The organism is Caballeronia zhejiangensis (assembly GCF_000698575.1).
GTDB classification, from domain to species: domain Bacteria; phylum Pseudomonadota; class Gammaproteobacteria; order Burkholderiales; family Burkholderiaceae; genus Caballeronia; species Caballeronia zhejiangensis.
Genome location: NZ_JFHD01000012.1, coordinates 41,108 through 57,596, shown reverse-complemented (window position 1 = coordinate 57,596; position 16,489 = coordinate 41,108). Strand labels below are relative to the sequence as shown.

Below are 16,489 nucleotides of genomic sequence, written 5' to 3'. Positions count from 1 at the left end.
GTTCTGACAACGCCATAGTGTGTTGTCAAATACTCCAACACCCGGCCGCCGCCCGCCATTCCCCGAACGGACGACTTGACACACCTTCGCTGCCAAGCTCGCGAGACGCTGCTAGACTGACACGCGCGTCGAGCTGCGCGCTTTCATGACGAAAAGAAGTCAGACGCGCCGCCCGCGATTCCGCACTGCAACATGCCCGCGCGACAAGAACGCGCCACCACCTTATAGCCGTCACCTATCGGCGGCATTGCAAAAATCGCATTCTATTGAGCGCCGCTCTCACGTATTTTTTAAGTTGCACAAGGCTGTCGGGATGAACCACGCATCGCCGGATGCACGCCGCGAAATCCCTTATCGGACCAGGTTCGTGCAGCGCCTCGCATGGATCTGACGCCATGGTAGTCAGTAGCACAAGAACTAGTACTAGTGGGTACGTCCTCGCAAGGAGATAACGCATGTCAAACGAATCGAAGTGCCCGTTTACGCATGCCGCCGGCACCGGAACGACCATCCGTGACTGGTGGCCGCGGCAACTGCGGGTAGATCTGCTGAGTCAGCATTCCGACAAGTCGAATCCGCTCGGCTCGGGTTTCGACTATGCCGAAGCATTCAAGAGCCTCGACCTCGCCGCGGTCAAGAAAGATCTCGCGGAGGTCATGACCGATTCGCAGGAATGGTGGCCTGCCGACTTCGGCCACTACGGTCCGCTGTTCATCCGGATGGCGTGGCATAGCGCGGGCACGTATCGCATCGGCGATGGCAGGGGAGGCGGCGGACGCGGCCAGCAACGTTTCGCGCCGCTCAATAGCTGGCCGGACAACGTCAGCCTCGACAAGGCGCGCCGCCTGCTCTGGCCCGTCAAGCAGAAATACGGACAGAATCTTTCATGGGCCGATCTGATCATCCTCGCCGGCAACGTCGCGCTGGAAACGATGGGCTTCAAGACGTTCGGCTTCGCGGGCGGACGCGAAGACACATGGGAGCCGGATCAGGACGTCTACTGGGGCAATGAAAAGACCTGGCTCGGCGGCGATGTCCGCTACGGCAAGGGCGCGGCCGGCAACGATGAAGATCAGGGCGTCATCACCGCCGACGAACAGAAGCACGGCGAGGAAGTCAGCCGCACCGACGGCGGCCGCAATCTGGAGAATCCGCTGGGCGCGGTGCAGATGGGCCTGATCTATGTCAATCCGGAAGGCCCGGACGGCAATCCGGATCCGCTCGCGGCGGCGCATGACATCCGCGAGACTTTCGCCCGCATGGCGATGAACGACGAAGAAACCGTCGCGCTGATCGCCGGCGGCCATACGTTCGGCAAGACGCACGGCGCGGGGCCTTCCGATAACGTCGGTCCGGAGCCGGAATCGGCGGATCTGGAAAACATGGGCCTCGGCTGGAAGAACAGCTACGGCAGCGGGAAGGGCGCGGACACGATCACGAGCGGCCTCGAAGTCACCTGGACCACGACGCCGACGAAGTGGGGCCAGGGATTCTGGGAGAACCTTTTCGGTTACGAGTGGGAACTGACGAAGAGTCCCGCGGGCGCGAATCAGTGGATCGCGAAGGATTCGACGGAAACCATCCCGCACGCGCACGACCCGTCGAAGAAGATCAGGCCGACGATGCTGACGACGGACCTGTCGCTGCGCTTCGATCCGGAATACGCGAAGATTGCGAAGCGTTTCTGGGAGAATCCAGACCAGTTCGCCGACGCCTTCGCCCGCGCGTGGTTCAAGCTGACGCATCGCGACATGGGTCCGAAGGCTCGCTATCTCGGGCCGGAAGTGCCGGAGGAAGAACTGCTGTGGCAAGACCCGATTCCGGCGGTGGATCATCCGCTCGTCGGTGATCAGGATGTCGCGGGGCTCAAGCAGAAGGTGCTGGCGTCGGGGTTGTCGATTACCGATCTGGTGTCGGCGGCGTGGGCATCGGCATCGACGTTCCGGGGCTCCGACAAGCGCGGCGGCGCGAACGGTGCGCGCATTCGTCTCGCTCCGCAGAAGGACTGGGAGGCGAACAGGCCTGAACAGCTCGGCAAGGTCTTGTCGACGCTCGAAGGCATCCAGAAAGAATTCAACGGCGCGCAAGTGGGCGGCAAGAAGATCTCGATGGCCGATCTGATCGTGCTGGCGGGCAACGCGGCGATCGAGAAGGCGGCGGAGAAGGCGGGCCACACGGTCACGGTGCCGTTCACGCCGGGCCGCATGGACGCGTCGCAGGACAAGACAGACGTGCTCTCGGTCTCTGCTCTCGAACCGGTCGCCGATGGCTTTCGCAACTTCGTCAAGTCGAACGTGCGCGTGCCCGTCGAGACGCTCTTGATCGACAAGGCGCAATTGCTGACGCTGACCGCGCCGGAGATGACAGCGCTCATCGGCGGTTTGCGCGCGCTCAACGTGACCGCCGCAGACAACGCGCACGGCGTCTTCACCGACAAGCCCGAAACGTTGACGAACGACTTCTTCGTCAACCTGCTCGACATGAATACGGAGTGGTTGCCGATGTCGTCGCGCCGCGATGTGTTCGAAGGGCGCGATCGCAAGTCGGGGCAGCGCAAGTGGACCGCCAGCCGCGTCGATCTGATCTTCGGCTCGCATTCGGTGCTGCGCGCGCTCGCCGAAGTCTATGCGAGCAGCGATGCGAAGGAGAAGTTCGTCAGCGACTTCGTCGCGGCATGGACGAAGGTGATGAACCTCGACCGCTTCGATCTGAAGAAGTAAGCGGCCAGGCTGGTAGAATCTGCAGGCAACGCGGCGGTCCTTCGGGGCCGCCGTTTCTTCTTGCAACGCGCTTCAATGCGCGACGCGCGCGGGCCGCTGCTTGAAGAGAAATCCGCACACGACGATGAACATCGCGAGCGCGATCGACGCGCCGTAGCGGCTCATCGCGAGACCGCCGTTCGCGACCGGCTTGTCGAGAAAATCGCCGACTACGGCGCCGAGCGGCCGCGTCAGGATGAACGCGCTCCAGAACAGCAGGGTGCGCGAAACGTTCGTGAAGCGATACGCGAGCACGATTAGCAACAGCGCGCCGCCGAAGATCGTCGCGGCGCCCGTGTAGCCGAAGCCCGCGGTGTCGGCGGTCCAGTCGCCGAGCGCGGTGCCGAGGGTCTGCGAGAACATGATCGTGACCCAGTAGAAGGCTTCCGCTTTCGGCGATGCGATCGTCGATACCGAGACCGATCCCATCGCACGATGCCACACCGCGAGCGATGCGATCAGCAACGCAAGCAAGATCGCGCTTCCGCCTGCATAGCCGATGCCGACCGAGCGGTCCGCGAAGTCGGCGAGCGTGGTGCCGACGGTCGTCGTCGCGATGATCGTGATCCAGTAGAGCGCGGGCTGGAATCGCTCCGCTTTGACTTGCGCAATCACCGCGACGACGAACACGGCCGCGAAGATGAACGTGCTCACCAGATAGCCGAGGTTCATCGACATCGAGAGTGCGTCGCCGCCGGTTTCGCCGAGCGTCGTCGCCGCTATCTTGATGATCCAGAACGCCAGGGTCAGTTCTGGGACCTTGGCGAGTGCTTTTTCTGTTCGCTCCATGTCGTCTCTCATGCGAGGAAAGACTCGAGCGTAGGGGTAGGGGCTTAGGAGCGGCTTAGTACGAGCACCATTTCGCCCCTTCGCGTATCGTCGACCTTCCGACCCGTTCATCCACAAGGAGCCACGCCATGCCCCGCACCGTCGCCGAGAAACGCGCCGCTTTTCGCGCGCTGCACGAATCCGGCTGCTTCATGTTGCCGAATCCCTGGGACGTCGGTTCCGCCCGCTATCTCGCGACGCTCGGCTTCAAGGCGCTCGCGACGACGAGCTCGGGCTTCGCATGGTCCAAAGGTCACGCGGACAATCACATGCAGCGCGACGCCGTGCTCGCTCATCTGCGCGAAATCGTCGAGGCGACGGATTTGCCCGTGAACGCCGACTTCGAAAGCGGCTTCGGCGCGACGCCGGACGAAGTGGCTCAAAGCGTGATGCTCGCGGTGGAGGCGGGCGTCGCGGGCTTGTCGATCGAGGATTCGACCGGCGACGCATCCGCGCCGCTCTTTGCGCTCGATGTCGCCGTGGCGCGCATGAAGGCGGCGCGGCGCGCGATCGACGCAAGCGGCGGCGACACCTTGCTCGTCGGCCGCGCGGAAAACTTCTTCGCGGGCAAGCCCGATATCGACGATGCCATCGCGCGTCTCAAGGCGTATTCCGATGCCGGCGCCGATTGCCTCTACGCGCCCGGCATCAAGACGCGCGAGCAGATCGAAGCCGTCGTGAAGGCGGTCGCGCCGAAGCCGGTGAATATGCTGATCGGCGGCGTGTCCGAGTTCACGCTGAGCGACGTCGCCGCGCTCGGCGTGCGGCGCGTGAGCGTCGGCGGAGGGCTTGCGCGCGTTGCGTGGGGCGGGTTCATGCGCGCGGCGCAAGGACTTGTCGATGGCCGCTTCGACGGGTTCAAGGACGCCGCGGCGGGCAACGATCTCAACGCGATTTTCGACGCGCGCGCGTAACGTACCCGGCTACTTCTTGCGCTTCGCCATGTAGCCGAGATACGCGATGACCGCATCGAGATCGCTATCGCTGATCGCGTTCTTGTCGAAGCCGGGCATCTTCATGTCGGCCCACGCGCGAATCGACTTCGGATCCCGGATGTATCCCTTCAGCGCCCACGGCTGAAAATATTCGGTCGGATTATGCGGACGATTCAGGTCCGGGCCGACCGACGCATCGCCCGCGCCGTTCAGCTTGTGGCAGACCATGCATTGCGTCGTGAAGACGGTCATGCCGCGACGTATCGGCGAATTCGCGGGCACGCTCTTGTCGACGGCGATCTGCGGGAAGCGCGCGGCGAGCGTCGGCGCAATGCGAATCGCGTCGACCTTGAACGGCCACTGCTCGCTCGTGACGCCCGACGCGGCGGGATCGATCCACACGACATAGAACGGACCGACATCGCCGCTGCCCGGCACCTGTGGCCAAGGGTCGTCCGCCGGCTCGATCGCGAGCCACGGTTCGGCGCGCTTCTTCGCATCGCCGAACAGCAGCTTCGCGGAAAAGTGCGTGACGAAACCGTCGGTGGCCGTGACCTGAAGCTCCTTGCCCGCGGGCAGTTCCGTGATGCCGAGCAGCGCGCGCAAGGGCACGGCGCGATACGTCATGCTGCGATGAAACGTGACGTCGTTCGGCACGCGGATGATCGCGGCATCCGGGCGCGCGAGCAATTGATCGGCCGTGAGCGAGCGCTCGCCGCCGACGTTGATCGTGAGCGATGCGGCCATCGATGACGCGCAGGCGAGCATCAGGCTCGCGAGCGCCAGGGCGCGTTTGAACATCATCGTCGCGGTCCTCCTTTGCGTGCGGTGATGATACTGCCTCACGCCGTTTGCCACGATGCGTGGCATGCGGAGTGCTAAGGGAAAGAGGGCGCGATGATAGACTTGAAAGTCTCGCGGCGCTGGCCATCGGCGCTGCCCGAACGTCACGAAAACAGAAACGAATGAAAGCCAAACGATTCTCGATGATCCGCGATTTCCATCTGGCCGACTGGTTCACGCTGGGCAACGCGGTGTGCGGCACGGGCGCGCTTTTCTCGTCGATGTCCTATCTCGACGACTCCGATGTGCTGCATATCTATCTCGCTTGCGCGCTCGTGTTCGCGGCGCTCGTGTTCGACGTGCTCGACGGCCGCATCGCGCGCTGGCGTCAGAAGGCGTCGCTCTTGGGCAAGGAGCTGGACTCGCTGGCCGATGTGATCTCGTTCGGCGTCGCGCCGGCGATCATCGGCTATGGGTTCGGCATGCGCGGCCTCTACGACCGCGTGATCCTGGCCTATTTCGTCGCGTGCGGCGTGTCGCGGCTCGCGCGCTACAACGTCACGACCGAAGAGATGTCGGGCGCAAGCGGCAAGGTCACGCACTTCGAAGGCACGCCCATTCCCACATCGTTTCTCATCGTGCTGCTGCTGACCATCGGCGCGTGGTCCGGCGCGATCGGCGAAAGCATGTGGCTCGGCACGGTGCGTCTCGGCGGCTTCACGCTGCATCCGCTCGTGCTGATCTACGCGATCTCCGGCTCGCTGATGATCAGCCGCATCCGCATTCCCAAGCCGTGAGGATCAGGCGCTGGCCGAAGCCGCGTGATGCCGCCCGATCAGCAGAAAGTGCGCGAGCGCGATGAGCGGAAAGCACGTCGCGACGCTCGCGACGAGCGTCCAGCCGCCGTGCTCGTAAAGCTGGCTCGCGAACGCCGAGCCGAATGCGCCGCCTATGAAAATGCTCGTCATGTAAACGGCGTTCAGCCGGTTGCGGCTCGCGGCGTGTAGCGCGTAGATTTCACGCTGGCCGAGCACCATGTTCATCTGCACGGCGAAATCGAGCACGATGCCCGTCACGACGAGCGCGCCCACGCCCCACGCGGGATGAATCACCACGGGAAGATACGCGATCGCCGCGAGAATCAGCGCGATGAAGGTCGCGCGCACGGTGTGGCCCGCATCGGCGAGACGCCCGGCGATCGGCGCGGATGTCGCCCCGGTCGCGCCGATCAGCGCGAAGATGCCGATGGCCGTCTGCGAAAGCCCGTAATGACGCGTCAGTTCGATCGGAATGCCGGTCCAGAAGAGACTGAACGATGCGAACATCAGCCCTTGATAAAGCGAGCGATGACGCAGCACCGGCATCGTTCGCACGAGATGCCCGAGCGAGCCGATGAGCTGAAAATACGTCGCCTGATGATCTGGCTTGCGGCTCGGAATCGTGAACGCGAGCACGCTCGTGATGCCGATCATCAGCACGGCGGCCGCGCCGAACATCGCGCGCCAGCCGAAGTGGCCCGCGACGAGACTCGATATCGGCCGCGACAGCAGAATGCCGAGCAACAACCCGCTCATGATCGTGCCGACCACTTTGCCGCGCGATTCGTCCGGCGCGAGATGCGCGGCGAGCGGAATCAGAATCTGCACCGCCACCGACGAAAAGCCGATCACGAGCGAGATCAGGAGAAACCAGCCGGGCGTGTGCGTGAACGTGGCGGCCGTGAGACTCGCGATCGAAACGAGCGCGGTCGCGATCATGAGCTTGCGGTTTTCGAGCAGATCGCCGAGCGGCACGATGAAGAACAGCCCGAGCGCATAGCCGATCTGCGTGAGCGACACGATCAGGCTCGCCGTGCCGCCCGCCATGTGCAGATCGGGCGCGATGAGTTCGATGATCGGCTGCGCGTAATACAGATTCGCGACGATCGCGCCGCAGCAGAAGGCGAAGAGCGCAATGAGGCCGCGCGTGAGTTCGACGTGCTTGCCGCCGTCGCGTGTGGTCGAAGCTGAAGCCGGCATGTAAACAGACCCTGAGGTAGCAGAACGGGACTATACGTTGTCGGCGCATTTCCCGCAGAAAGGGCTCACGCCGTTTCATCAGATGAAAGCGGGCGCTTCGGACCTATACCTTCATGTTATTTCGCGGCACGAGGCGCGTGCGTAAGATGGCTTCCAATCAGGCGTGGATCAGTTCATTGCGCGCCGAAACAGGACAACGCCCTTGCAATCGCCTTCCAGAGTTTCCGTGATCGACGATGACGAATCCGTCCGCGTCGCCTCTTCCAGTCTGCTGCGCTCGCTCGGCTGGGAGGTCAGCCTGTACGCGTCGGCGGAGACGTTTCTCGACGCAGATCCGCTCGACGGCCTCGCGTGCATCATCACCGATCTCAACATGCCCGGCATGTCCGGCCTGCAACTTCAGCAACGTCTGCACGAGCTGAATCTGAACGTGCCGGTCATGTTCATCACCGCGTTCGCATCCGATGCCGCGCGCCGTCAGGCGCTCGACGGCGGCGCGGTGTGCTTTCTCAGCAAGCCCGTCGATGGAACCGCCGTCGCCGATTGCCTCGAACGCATTCGGCAAGGATTTTTGAAGGATTAGAATGCTTCGCGTAATCTGGCGCGGGCCCGGACCTTTCCAACGAACGCCGATGATTGATTGATGGAGACATTCCAGAGCGCGCCGCGCGCGGTGCGTCACGATACGCGCATCGTGTCGATGCTCGCGGCGGCCATCGCGCTCGCCGTGTTTCTGATCGACGCGCTCACGCCGCTCGATATCGCCATCGCGGTGCTGTATGTCGTCGTCGTGCTGCTGATCGCATCGACGGGCAATCGCACCGCGACGGTCGCGACCGCGTGGGGCTGCGTCATCCTCACGCTCGTCGGCTTCATTCTTTCGCACGACGAGAACGTCTCGGGCGGCGCGCTCGCACGCTGCGCGGTGAGCCTGCTCGCAATCGGCACGACCGCCGTTCTCTCGCTGCGCATTCAGGCCACGACGATGCAGCGCAAGCGCATGGAAGCCGAGTTGCAGCGTCAGCGCGATGCATTGAAGCGCAGCGAAGCGTTCCTGCTCGATGCGCAGCGGCTTTCGCTTACCGGCAGCATCGCGACGCGTCTGCCCGCCGGCACGATGTGGTGGTCCGACGAGGCGTATCGCATCTTCGATTATCCGCGCGACATGACGCCTTCCATCGATGCAATTCTCGCGCGCTCGCATCCCGACGACATCGCGATCGTGCGCGGCGCGCATGAAGCGGCGCTGTCCAGCGTGCGCGATATCGATGTCGAGCATCGGCTGCTGCTGCCGGATGGAACCGTGAAGCACGTTCATTACGTGGCGCATCGTGCATCGAGCGAAAACGACGGCGGCGAATACGTCGGCGCGCTGATGGACGTCACCGAAACCAAGCTCGCGCAGGAAGCGCTCGCGCGCTCGACCGCCGAACTCGCGCATGTGACGCGCGTGACGATGCTGGGCGAGCTGGCCGCGTCGATCGCGCACGAAGTCACGCAGCCGATGGCCGCGATCGTCACGAGCGGCGGCGCCGCCTTGCGCTGGCTCAATCGCGCGCAACCGGATATCGCGGAGGCGCAGCAATCGATCGCGCAGATGGTCCGCGACGCCAAGCGCGCGAGCGAAGTCATCGCACGCATTCGCGCGATGGCGAGAAAGCGCGACAGCCAGCCCGCGACGCTCGAAGTCACCGAGATCGTCGGCGAGACGATCGAGCTCGTGCGGCGCGAACTCGCGCGTCATCGCGTGGATGTGCGCGCCGATCTCGCGACGCCGTCGCCGACGGTGCGTTGCGACCGCGTGCAGTTGCAGCAGGTGCTCATCAATCTGATGATGAACGCGGCGCAGGCGATGTCCGCCGTGAACGGGCCGCGTGTGTTGCGTGTGGCGACGCGCGAGAGCGACAGCGATCCCGGTTACGCTCAGATCGTCGTGCAGGATTCGGGCACGGGCATCAGCGACGAGAACGCGCGGCGTCTATTCGATGCGTTCTTCACGACGAAGGCCGAAGGCATGGGCATGGGCTTGTCGATCTGCCGTTCGATCATCGAGGCGCACGGCGGCAGGATATGGGCGGAATCGCCCGATGAAGGCGGCGCGCGTCTGCTTTTCGTGCTGCCCGAAAACGAGAGAAGAGACGATGAGCAATGACAAGCACGCCGCGATGGTCTACGTGGTCGACGACGACGAATCGATGCGCGATGCGCTGCGCATGCTGCTGCGTTCGGTCGGACTGAACGTGACGACGTTCGCGTCCGCGCACGAGTTCCTTGCGCACGACATGCCCGAAGTGCCGAGCTGTTTGATCCTCGACGTGCGGCTGAAAGGGCAGAGCGGTCTCGCCGTGCAGGAGCAGATGGCCGCGAGCCAGCTCGGCTTGCCGATCGTCTTCATGACGGCGCACGGCGACATAGCGATGACGGTGAAAGCAATGAAAGCGGGTGCGAAGGATTTTCTCGCGAAGCCGTTCCGCGATCAGGACATGCTCGATGCCGTCGCGCAGGCGCTCGAAGCCGATGAAGAACGGCGCGCCGCGAGCCGCTCGGTCGCGGACTTGCGGCGCGCGTATGAGTCGCTGACGCCGCGTGAGCGCGAGGTGATGGCGTTCGTCGTGTCGGGTCTGATGAACAAGCAGATCGCAGCGGAGATGAATCTGAGCGAGATCACGGTGAAGATTCATCGCGGCCAGGCGATGAAGAAAATGGCCGCGCGTTCGCTGGCCGATCTTGTGCTGAAGGCCGAAGCGCTCGGCGTGAAGATGCCGCAAGGCGCATCGACGCCGCCGCGCGCCTAGCGGTCTTGCATCATCGAGGGCGCGGTTTCTTCGCTCAACGCGATGCGTTCGAGCGGCAACTGCGTGTCGTAACCGGCGCGATCGAGCGCGCTCCAGTCGTGCGGCGCGCTCAGCGAATACCACGTTCCGAACGCCAGAACGGCGGCGCAAGCGGATAACAGCCTGCGTGTCGATGTATCGCCCATGATGCGCTCCCGATGCGTGACCATGACGTCAGCTTAGAGAAGCGCATGCGCGCGCGCCATTCTACGAACGGCTCGGCGTGCTTATACGAACGTTTGATGCAAGCAAGGCAGGTCTTCGCCATTTCGAAATCGATCGATATATCGGCGCCCGGATCGCGCGTAATCTCCCGTCGTAGTTTTAAGTCTGCCCCCGTTCAGCCGCCGTTGCGTTAGCCCGGCGGCTTTTTTTCGTGTGTACGTCCGCTATCCGCAATACGGCGATGCGCCTTGCTCGGCAAACCATCGGCTTTCATGACGCAAGTCGAACGTTTCGTCCTTCCCGGTTCGTTTCAAAGTCGTTCTATATCGAGCCGAAATCCCGGTCGATATTGTTCATCCGGATCGTTATCCATATTCAGTACGGTTGAGCTAAGCAGATTTCGGGGAGATGAAACGATGGCGAAAGACATTCGAGTCGCAATAGTCGACGATCATCCGATCGTCCTGTGCGGCCTCAATAAAGCATTACTTGAAGCGGGATTCAACGTACGTGGCGTGGAAAGCAGCGCCGACGGTTTGATGAACGTCCTTGAAAATGAAGCGTGCGATGTGGTCGTGGCCGATTATTCGATGCCGGATGCTTCCTCGTTGGACGGCTGGCAATTTCTGACCGCCTTGTCGAGCAAATACCCGAAGTTGCCCGTCGTCGTTTTCAGCGAATTCGACGATCCATTTCTCGTGGGAAGTCTCGCGCAACGCGGCGTCGCTGGCGTGGTCAGCAAGCGCGAAAACATGTCTGAAATGCTTGTCGCGATCCATACGCTCTTCGCTGGCGGGCGCTATTTGTCTCCCGTCGCGCAATCGGCAGTAGAGCGCTTCAATGTGTCGCCCGAGCTGAGCCGCTTCACCGCGCTCACGCGTCGGCAGATGGAGATCGCGGGCTTGATGCTATGTGGTCTTTCTGTATGCGAAACGGCGCGCCTGCTCGATCGCCGAATGAATACGATCAGCTCTCAGCGTGCGGCGGCTTGCAAGCGACTGGGGTTTTCCCGGGAATCCGAGATGTATCGCTTCGCGGCGAGTCACGGATTGTCGTTGGAGCGTTCGCAAATCGGCGTCGAATTCGACGCGATCCGGGGGTAAATGTCATGACTGGCAAACGCGAGAAGCTGAAGGTCGTTATCGCGGATGATCATCCACTCGTCGCATTTGGTCTCCACAAGGCATTGGATGAGGCCGGCTGCGATGTGGTCGGCACGACGCACGACGTCTCCGATCTGATGGATTTACTGGCACACCGCGAATGCGATATTTTGATCGCCGACTATTCGATGCCGGGCAGAGGATCGCCAGACGGATGGCGATTCCTTTCCATTGTTTCGCGCGAATTTCCCGATCTGCGGATTCTTGTCTATACCGAATTTCATGAGCCGTTTCTCGTTGGATCGCTCGAGCAACGCGGTGTGGCAGGGATCGTGAGCAAATCCGACGAGATGTCCGAGGTGTTGACTGCGGTGCGGGAGCTCGAGCGCGGCGCGTCATATCTGTCGGCGACCGCGCGCGCGGCTTTGTATCAGTACCGGAGTAATCCGGAGCTACAGCGCTTCGGGATGCTGACGGCGCGCCAGATGGAGATCGCCGGGCTCATGCTGTGCGGCATTTCAGGCCGCGAGATAGCGAGTTTGATGCAACGTCGCAAGAGCGCGATCAGCTCGCAGAGTATCAAAGTACGCAGCTTGCTGGGCTTCGACCGGCTTTCTGAGCTGCATCGCTTCGCATCGAACCTTGGATTGAAGCTGGACCGGTTCGGTCCGGGCGACCTTTCTCACGCAGCCTGATTCGGGCGGCGTGCCGATGCCCGGTCTATCCAGACCGGGCGCACGCGTTTCGGCGTCGCGTACAGAAACGGCGCGTTTCTCCCACGATCCCTTATCGGTGTACCGGGCTGGATGGCGCGCATCGAGGTGCGCGCGCCGCTAACTGCCGGCTGTCTCGAAGTTCACGCTTTGTCGATTGGGGAACATTCTGAATTCCATCGACGCTTGGCCCGCCGGGCCTTTGATCCACGGTACCCGCTCGGGCAGCCGTGAGGGCATTCGAATTTCTTCTATATGGCGACGCGGCGTCGATCAATAGCATTCGATCCGTGGAGTTGGTCTGCTTTCTGGCACCGGTTCCTGAGTGTGTAAAAGGTGCGCGACCGCGCGTGCGTCGAGCTGAGCGAATTCCTGTCACACGTTGCGCCGTACTCGATATCCGGGACGGCTAAATCTCATTTACTAGGTTTATTTTCGGATGAACAAGAATCGGTTTCGTCGTGTTTTCAGTAAGCGTCATGGCATGCTGGTCGCCGTTGCGGAAGACGTAACAAGCCAGGGCAAGGCGCCCGGCGAAGGCAACGCTTCCTCCTCCTCTTCTCCTCAAAGCGCGAAAATGGGCGTCATTGCAACGATGACGGCCTTTGCGCTCGCGATGTTCGCATCGACCCCTGCGACGAGCTTCGCGCAGGCACTGCCGACCGGCGGTCAAGTCACCGCAGGTCAGGCTTCGATCTCGCAGAATTCCAACACGATGACCATCAATCAGGGCACGCAACGTGCCGTGATCGACTGGAACTCGTTCAACGTCGGCCAGGGCAACACGGTCCAGTTCAATCAGCCGAACGCACAAGCGCAGGCGCTGAACCGCGTGACGGGCGCGGGCGCTTCCAACATTCAAGGTTCGCTCTTGGCCAACGGTCAGGTGTTGATCCAGAACGCCAACGGCGTGCTGTTCGGCAAGGGCGCGGTGGTGAACGTCGGTTCGCTGCTGGCGACGACCAAGTCGATCGACGCGAACCAGTTCATGTCGGGCGGTCCGCTGAAGCTGTCGGGCACGGGCAAGAACGCGAGCGTGGTCAACGACGGCACGATCAACGCGCAAGGCTATGTCACGCTGATGGGCGATCAGGTGCGCAACACCGGTTCCATCGATGCGGGCAAGAACGGTCAGGTCGCGCTCGCCGCGGGCGACAGCGCGACGGTTGCGCTCGCCAACGGCCAGGGCATCCAGTTGACGCTGAACAACGCGACGGCCAACGCGCTCGTCGAGAACAGCGGCACGATCAAGGCGGACAACGGTTCGGTCCTGCTGACCGCGCGCGGCAGCAACACGCTCTTGAACAGCGTGGTGAACATGTCTGGCGTGGTGAAGGCGGGCACGGTGGTGGCCGATGCGGGCAACACGGGCGACGTTACGGTGTCGGGCAAGATCGATGCATCGAACATGAGCGCGGGCGGTCAGGGCGGCACGGTGGTGCTCTCGGGCAACCGCGTGGGCGTGTTCGGCAACGCGAGCATCGACGCGAGCGGCGACAAGTCGGGCGGCAAGGTCATCATCGGTGGTGACAGCCTGAGCAAGCTCTCGGGCACGCAAGCACAAGGCATGCTGCAGGACGGCGTGCAGTTCGCGGACTTCACGCAAGTCGATAGCGGCGCGACGATCAAGGCGGACGCGGCGCATGGCGATGGCGGTTTCATCGAGACGTCGGGTCATAGCCTGAGCGTGCAGGGCAACCTGAGCGCGGCGGCGCCGAACGGCAAGGGTGGCGAGTGGCTGATCGATCCGACGGACGTGACCATCAGCACGGGCGCGGATGCGAACTACACGGGCGGCATGAGCGGCTTCACGCCGAGCGGCAACGCGGCGACGGTGAACAACCAGTCGATCAGCAACGTGCTGAGCGGCGGCACGAACGTGACGATCACGACGGCGAGCTCGGGCACGGCCACGGGCAACATCGTGCAGCAGGCGGGCGCGGATATCGTCAAGACGAGCGGCACGGACGCGACGCTGACGATGCTGGCCAATGGCAGCATTCAGCTCAACGGCAATATCACGTCCACGGCGAACAAGCTGAATCTGAACCTGACCGCTGATATGAGCGGGAACCACAATGGTTCGGTGACGGTTCAGGGTGCGAATACGAATCTGAATGGCGGCACGCTCAGCGCCTCTGGCAATACCGTGAATGGCAACGGTCTGGCGGGCGCCAATGCGGTGGATCTCGCGGGCAATATCACAAACGTAGGTGGTGGTTCCATCAAGGGTACGGCCAATACCGGCGTTGGAGTAACGATTGCTCCGGGTGCGCGGCTCACGCAATCAGGCGCGGGTACCTGGAACATTACCGGCGTTTCGAACAGCGGCATTGGAGTCAGCGTTGGCGCACCGGGAAAGTCTACGAAGTCAGCGATTTCCGTTGCGGGCAACGCAACGTTGAATATCAACGGGACCAGTGAAAGCGGGCCCGGCGTCTTTGTGATTGCCGATGTCGCCGCAAATCAAGGCGCTACGCTCAATATTTCTGGAACTTCCAATAGTGGGGTCGGGCTTGGCATCGACAGTGCAGCCCCCACGACCGGCTATTCTTTTGGGTCGACGTTGACTTCGGACGATGAAGCCACGATCAACATCAACGCCCGGTCGAACACCCAAGTCGGCATGAGCGACTGGGACGGCGCTTTCGTCGCAAGGGGAAATTCAACGATCAATCTGGACGCGGCGTCCAATACGACTTGGGGCGCACAGGGCTATTGGAGCTCCACTGCCACGGACAATGCGCACATCAATCTGAATGGGAGCGGCACCACCGGGCTGTGGTATCAAGGCAGTGTCAACGCGTCGGGTAACGGCGTGGTTAATCTTACGGGTATCCGCACGCGATTCCGGCTCATTTGACGCTCGATCTCGAAGCGTTGCCAAAAGCAGTGCCGTATCTTCGTGCGCCGTCCGCTGTGCCTTCGAAGCTGCCGATCGTCGCGCCGAACAAGCTGAAAGTGGGATTGGTGTTCAAGGGCAATCCCACGCATGAGAACGATCGCGCGCGCTCCTTGCCCTCGCTTGCCGTGCTCGACGATCTGCTCAGGATTCCGGACATCGAGTTCTTCAGCCTGCAGAAGGGCGCCGGAGCCGACGAAGCCGCCGACTACGCGCAGAAGCACGCGAACTTCCACGATGTAGGCGCGCAAATCACGACGATGGCGGAGACGGCGAAAGCCATCGAGTCACTCGACGTCGTGCTCACGGTGGATACGTCGGTGGCGCACGTCGCCGGTGCGATGGGCAAGCGCGTGTGGATGATGCTGCCGTTCTACGGCGACTGGCGCTGGCACTACACCCGCGAGGACAGTCCCTGGTATCCGACGATGCGTCTCTTCCGCAAGCGTCACGGTTGCGACTGGTCGGAAGTGGTCGCACGCATCGCCGGGCATCTGAAGATGCTAAGGGCCGATACCACGTGCGTCTGAGAAATTCATAAGACATCCTCAAGACGCGAGTCTGCGGGATGTCTTGCATCCTGTGCCCAATCACCGAAGACTCCGCGATAGACCCTCTCGCGCTTCGTGTTTTCGTCTTCGGAGATGACGAAAAGAACGATCTCCCTACATAAGTTCGCAGATCGAAGCAAGACCATTCCCGCATGAATCGTGCGGATATTTTGACCATATCGGGCTTTCGATATTTTTCTATATCGAGCGGAGAGCCCGTCGGCTAAATTCGACCATCGTTGTGGCAGGGCGCAAGTCACGAGCGATGGGCACTCGCTCTGCCTGCGTGCTGGCCTGAGTAAGCACTGTCTTCCTTCGGATCCTGTATGAGCCGGGGTCGACCGTCGTGCCCTTTGCACTGAATATCGCCATGTCAATTCTCGAATTTCTGAGCCGAAAATTTCGGCATTACTGCGCAATGGCCGGGCGCGCGTCGTCGATTCTCACGTCGGTTTATTTCGGCTTGTCGTTTCTGCTTCTAGCAGCGCTAGGGGTATCGAGTTGGAATTTGATCGTGCCGATTGCTTTGGTATTCAGCCTTTCGATGATCATCTTTGCTTGCATGCTGCTATCCGAAAGCCGTAAGTACGAACGTGAGGCCAGGCCGCCGGTGACATCGATTCCGCTCGACCAACTCGCGAGTTCGCTTCGTGGAAGCAATGAGCATGAGCAGCGCGGGTCAGGATGCACAAACGTCCGCGCTGCAGACAAAGTGCGTGCGGAACGTGAAGCCGGTGTCGCTGGGAAGATTCGTTTCGCCGGGCGAAACGCACTTCTGACACCGCCGATGTTTCTCCCGGATTGAGCACGTCCTAAAATCCGATAGGCTTCCTTTGCGGGATAGCTCAGGCCCGCCCGACATTCGTGAGTTGCTTTTACATCAATAAATGAGCCGTAC

The 16,489-nt window shown here is 62.1% G+C and carries 15 protein-coding genes; 11 read left to right on the top strand and 4 right to left on the bottom strand.

Annotated features, from left to right (window positions below; translation table 11 throughout):
* Nucleotides 1-455 precede the first annotated feature (455 nt).
* Nucleotides 456-2,720 (top strand): catalase/peroxidase HPI, encoded by a 2,265-nt coding sequence (katG, locus tag BG60_RS17060; protein ID WP_008347357.1) that lies wholly within the window; start codon nt 456-458, stop codon nt 2,718-2,720.
* A gap of 72 nt (nt 2,721-2,792) precedes the next feature.
* Here katG and BG60_RS17055 read toward each other — a convergent pair whose 3' ends face one another.
* The gene (locus BG60_RS17055; RefSeq protein ID WP_008347359.1) at nt 2,793-3,548 is read right to left on the bottom strand and encodes a COG4705 family protein; all 756 of its coding nucleotides are present in this window, start codon (nt 3,546-3,548) and stop codon (nt 2,793-2,795) included.
* 128 nt (nt 3,549-3,676) lie between these two features.
* Here BG60_RS17055 and BG60_RS17050 point away from each other — a divergent pair, with 128 nt between their 5' ends.
* Nucleotides 3,677-4,501, top strand: a complete 825-nt coding sequence (locus tag BG60_RS17050) for an isocitrate lyase/PEP mutase family protein (RefSeq protein WP_008347361.1) — start codon at nt 3,677-3,679, stop codon at nt 4,499-4,501.
* 9 nt (nt 4,502-4,510) lie between these two features.
* Here BG60_RS17050 and BG60_RS17045 read toward each other — a convergent pair whose 3' ends face one another.
* Nucleotides 4,511-5,326, bottom strand: coding sequence for a cytochrome c (locus tag BG60_RS17045; RefSeq protein WP_008347363.1), 816 nt, complete (start codon nt 5,324-5,326; stop codon nt 4,511-4,513).
* 161 nt (nt 5,327-5,487) lie between these two features.
* Here BG60_RS17045 and pssA point away from each other — a divergent pair, with 161 nt between their 5' ends.
* A complete protein-coding gene (gene pssA, locus BG60_RS17040) occupies nt 5,488-6,102 on the top strand; it encodes a CDP-diacylglycerol--serine O-phosphatidyltransferase (protein WP_033535860.1) in 615 nt (204 codons plus the stop codon).
* A 3-nt stretch (nt 6,103-6,105) separates the two neighbouring features.
* Here the strand turns inward: pssA and BG60_RS17035 are convergent, their stop codons facing one another.
* A complete protein-coding gene (locus BG60_RS17035; RefSeq protein ID WP_034472203.1) occupies nt 6,106-7,323 on the bottom strand; it encodes an MFS transporter in 1,218 nt (405 codons plus the stop codon).
* A gap of 202 nt (nt 7,324-7,525) precedes the next feature.
* Between BG60_RS17035 and BG60_RS17030 the strand changes: the two genes are divergently transcribed.
* The 3 genes from BG60_RS17030 to BG60_RS17020 are packed head-to-tail and all read left to right on the top strand — an operon-like array spanning nt 7,526 to nt 10,118.
* Nucleotides 7,526-7,906 (top strand): response regulator transcription factor, encoded by a 381-nt coding sequence (locus BG60_RS17030; protein ID WP_033535859.1) that lies wholly within the window; start codon nt 7,526-7,528, stop codon nt 7,904-7,906.
* Nucleotides 7,907-7,966: 60 nt separating this feature from the next.
* Nucleotides 7,967-9,475, top strand: coding sequence for a sensor histidine kinase (locus tag BG60_RS17025; protein WP_008347370.1), 1,509 nt, complete (start codon nt 7,967-7,969; stop codon nt 9,473-9,475).
* Entirely contained in the window at nt 9,465-10,118 is a 654-nt protein-coding gene (locus BG60_RS17020) for a response regulator transcription factor (protein WP_008347372.1), read from the top strand. Before BG60_RS17025 ends, BG60_RS17020 begins: the two co-directional genes overlap by 11 nt.
* Here the strand turns inward: BG60_RS17020 and BG60_RS17015 are convergent.
* Entirely contained in the window at nt 10,115-10,303 is a 189-nt protein-coding gene (locus BG60_RS17015) for a hypothetical protein (protein ID WP_008347374.1), read from the bottom strand. The two genes, BG60_RS17020 and BG60_RS17015, sit on opposite strands and share 4 nt — an antisense overlap.
* 435 nt (nt 10,304-10,738) lie before the next feature.
* Here BG60_RS17015 and BG60_RS17010 point away from each other — a divergent pair, with 435 nt between their 5' ends.
* The 5 genes from BG60_RS17010 to BG60_RS38250 all read left to right on the top strand — a co-directional run bounded on the left by BG60_RS17010 (nt 10,739) and on the right by BG60_RS38250 (nt 16,396).
* Nucleotides 10,739-11,425, top strand: coding sequence for a response regulator transcription factor (locus BG60_RS17010; RefSeq protein WP_008347376.1), 687 nt, complete (start codon nt 10,739-10,741; stop codon nt 11,423-11,425).
* Between the two features lie 5 nt (nt 11,426-11,430).
* The gene (locus BG60_RS17005; protein ID WP_008347377.1) at nt 11,431-12,120 is read left to right on the top strand and encodes a response regulator; all 690 of its coding nucleotides are present in this window, start codon (nt 11,431-11,433) and stop codon (nt 12,118-12,120) included.
* A 457-nt stretch (nt 12,121-12,577) separates the two neighbouring features.
* A complete protein-coding gene (locus tag BG60_RS17000) occupies nt 12,578-15,001 on the top strand; it encodes a two-partner secretion domain-containing protein (RefSeq protein WP_081851860.1) in 2,424 nt (807 codons plus the stop codon).
* A complete protein-coding gene (locus BG60_RS16995; protein WP_241484863.1) occupies nt 14,998-15,570 on the top strand; it encodes a glycosyltransferase family 9 protein in 573 nt (190 codons plus the stop codon). The genes BG60_RS17000 and BG60_RS16995 overlap by 4 nt, the downstream gene beginning before the upstream one ends.
* 391 nt (nt 15,571-15,961) lie before the next feature.
* The gene (locus BG60_RS38250) at nt 15,962-16,396 is read left to right on the top strand and encodes a hypothetical protein (protein WP_144403594.1); all 435 of its coding nucleotides are present in this window, start codon (nt 15,962-15,964) and stop codon (nt 16,394-16,396) included.
* Nucleotides 16,397-16,489 lie beyond the last annotated feature (93 nt).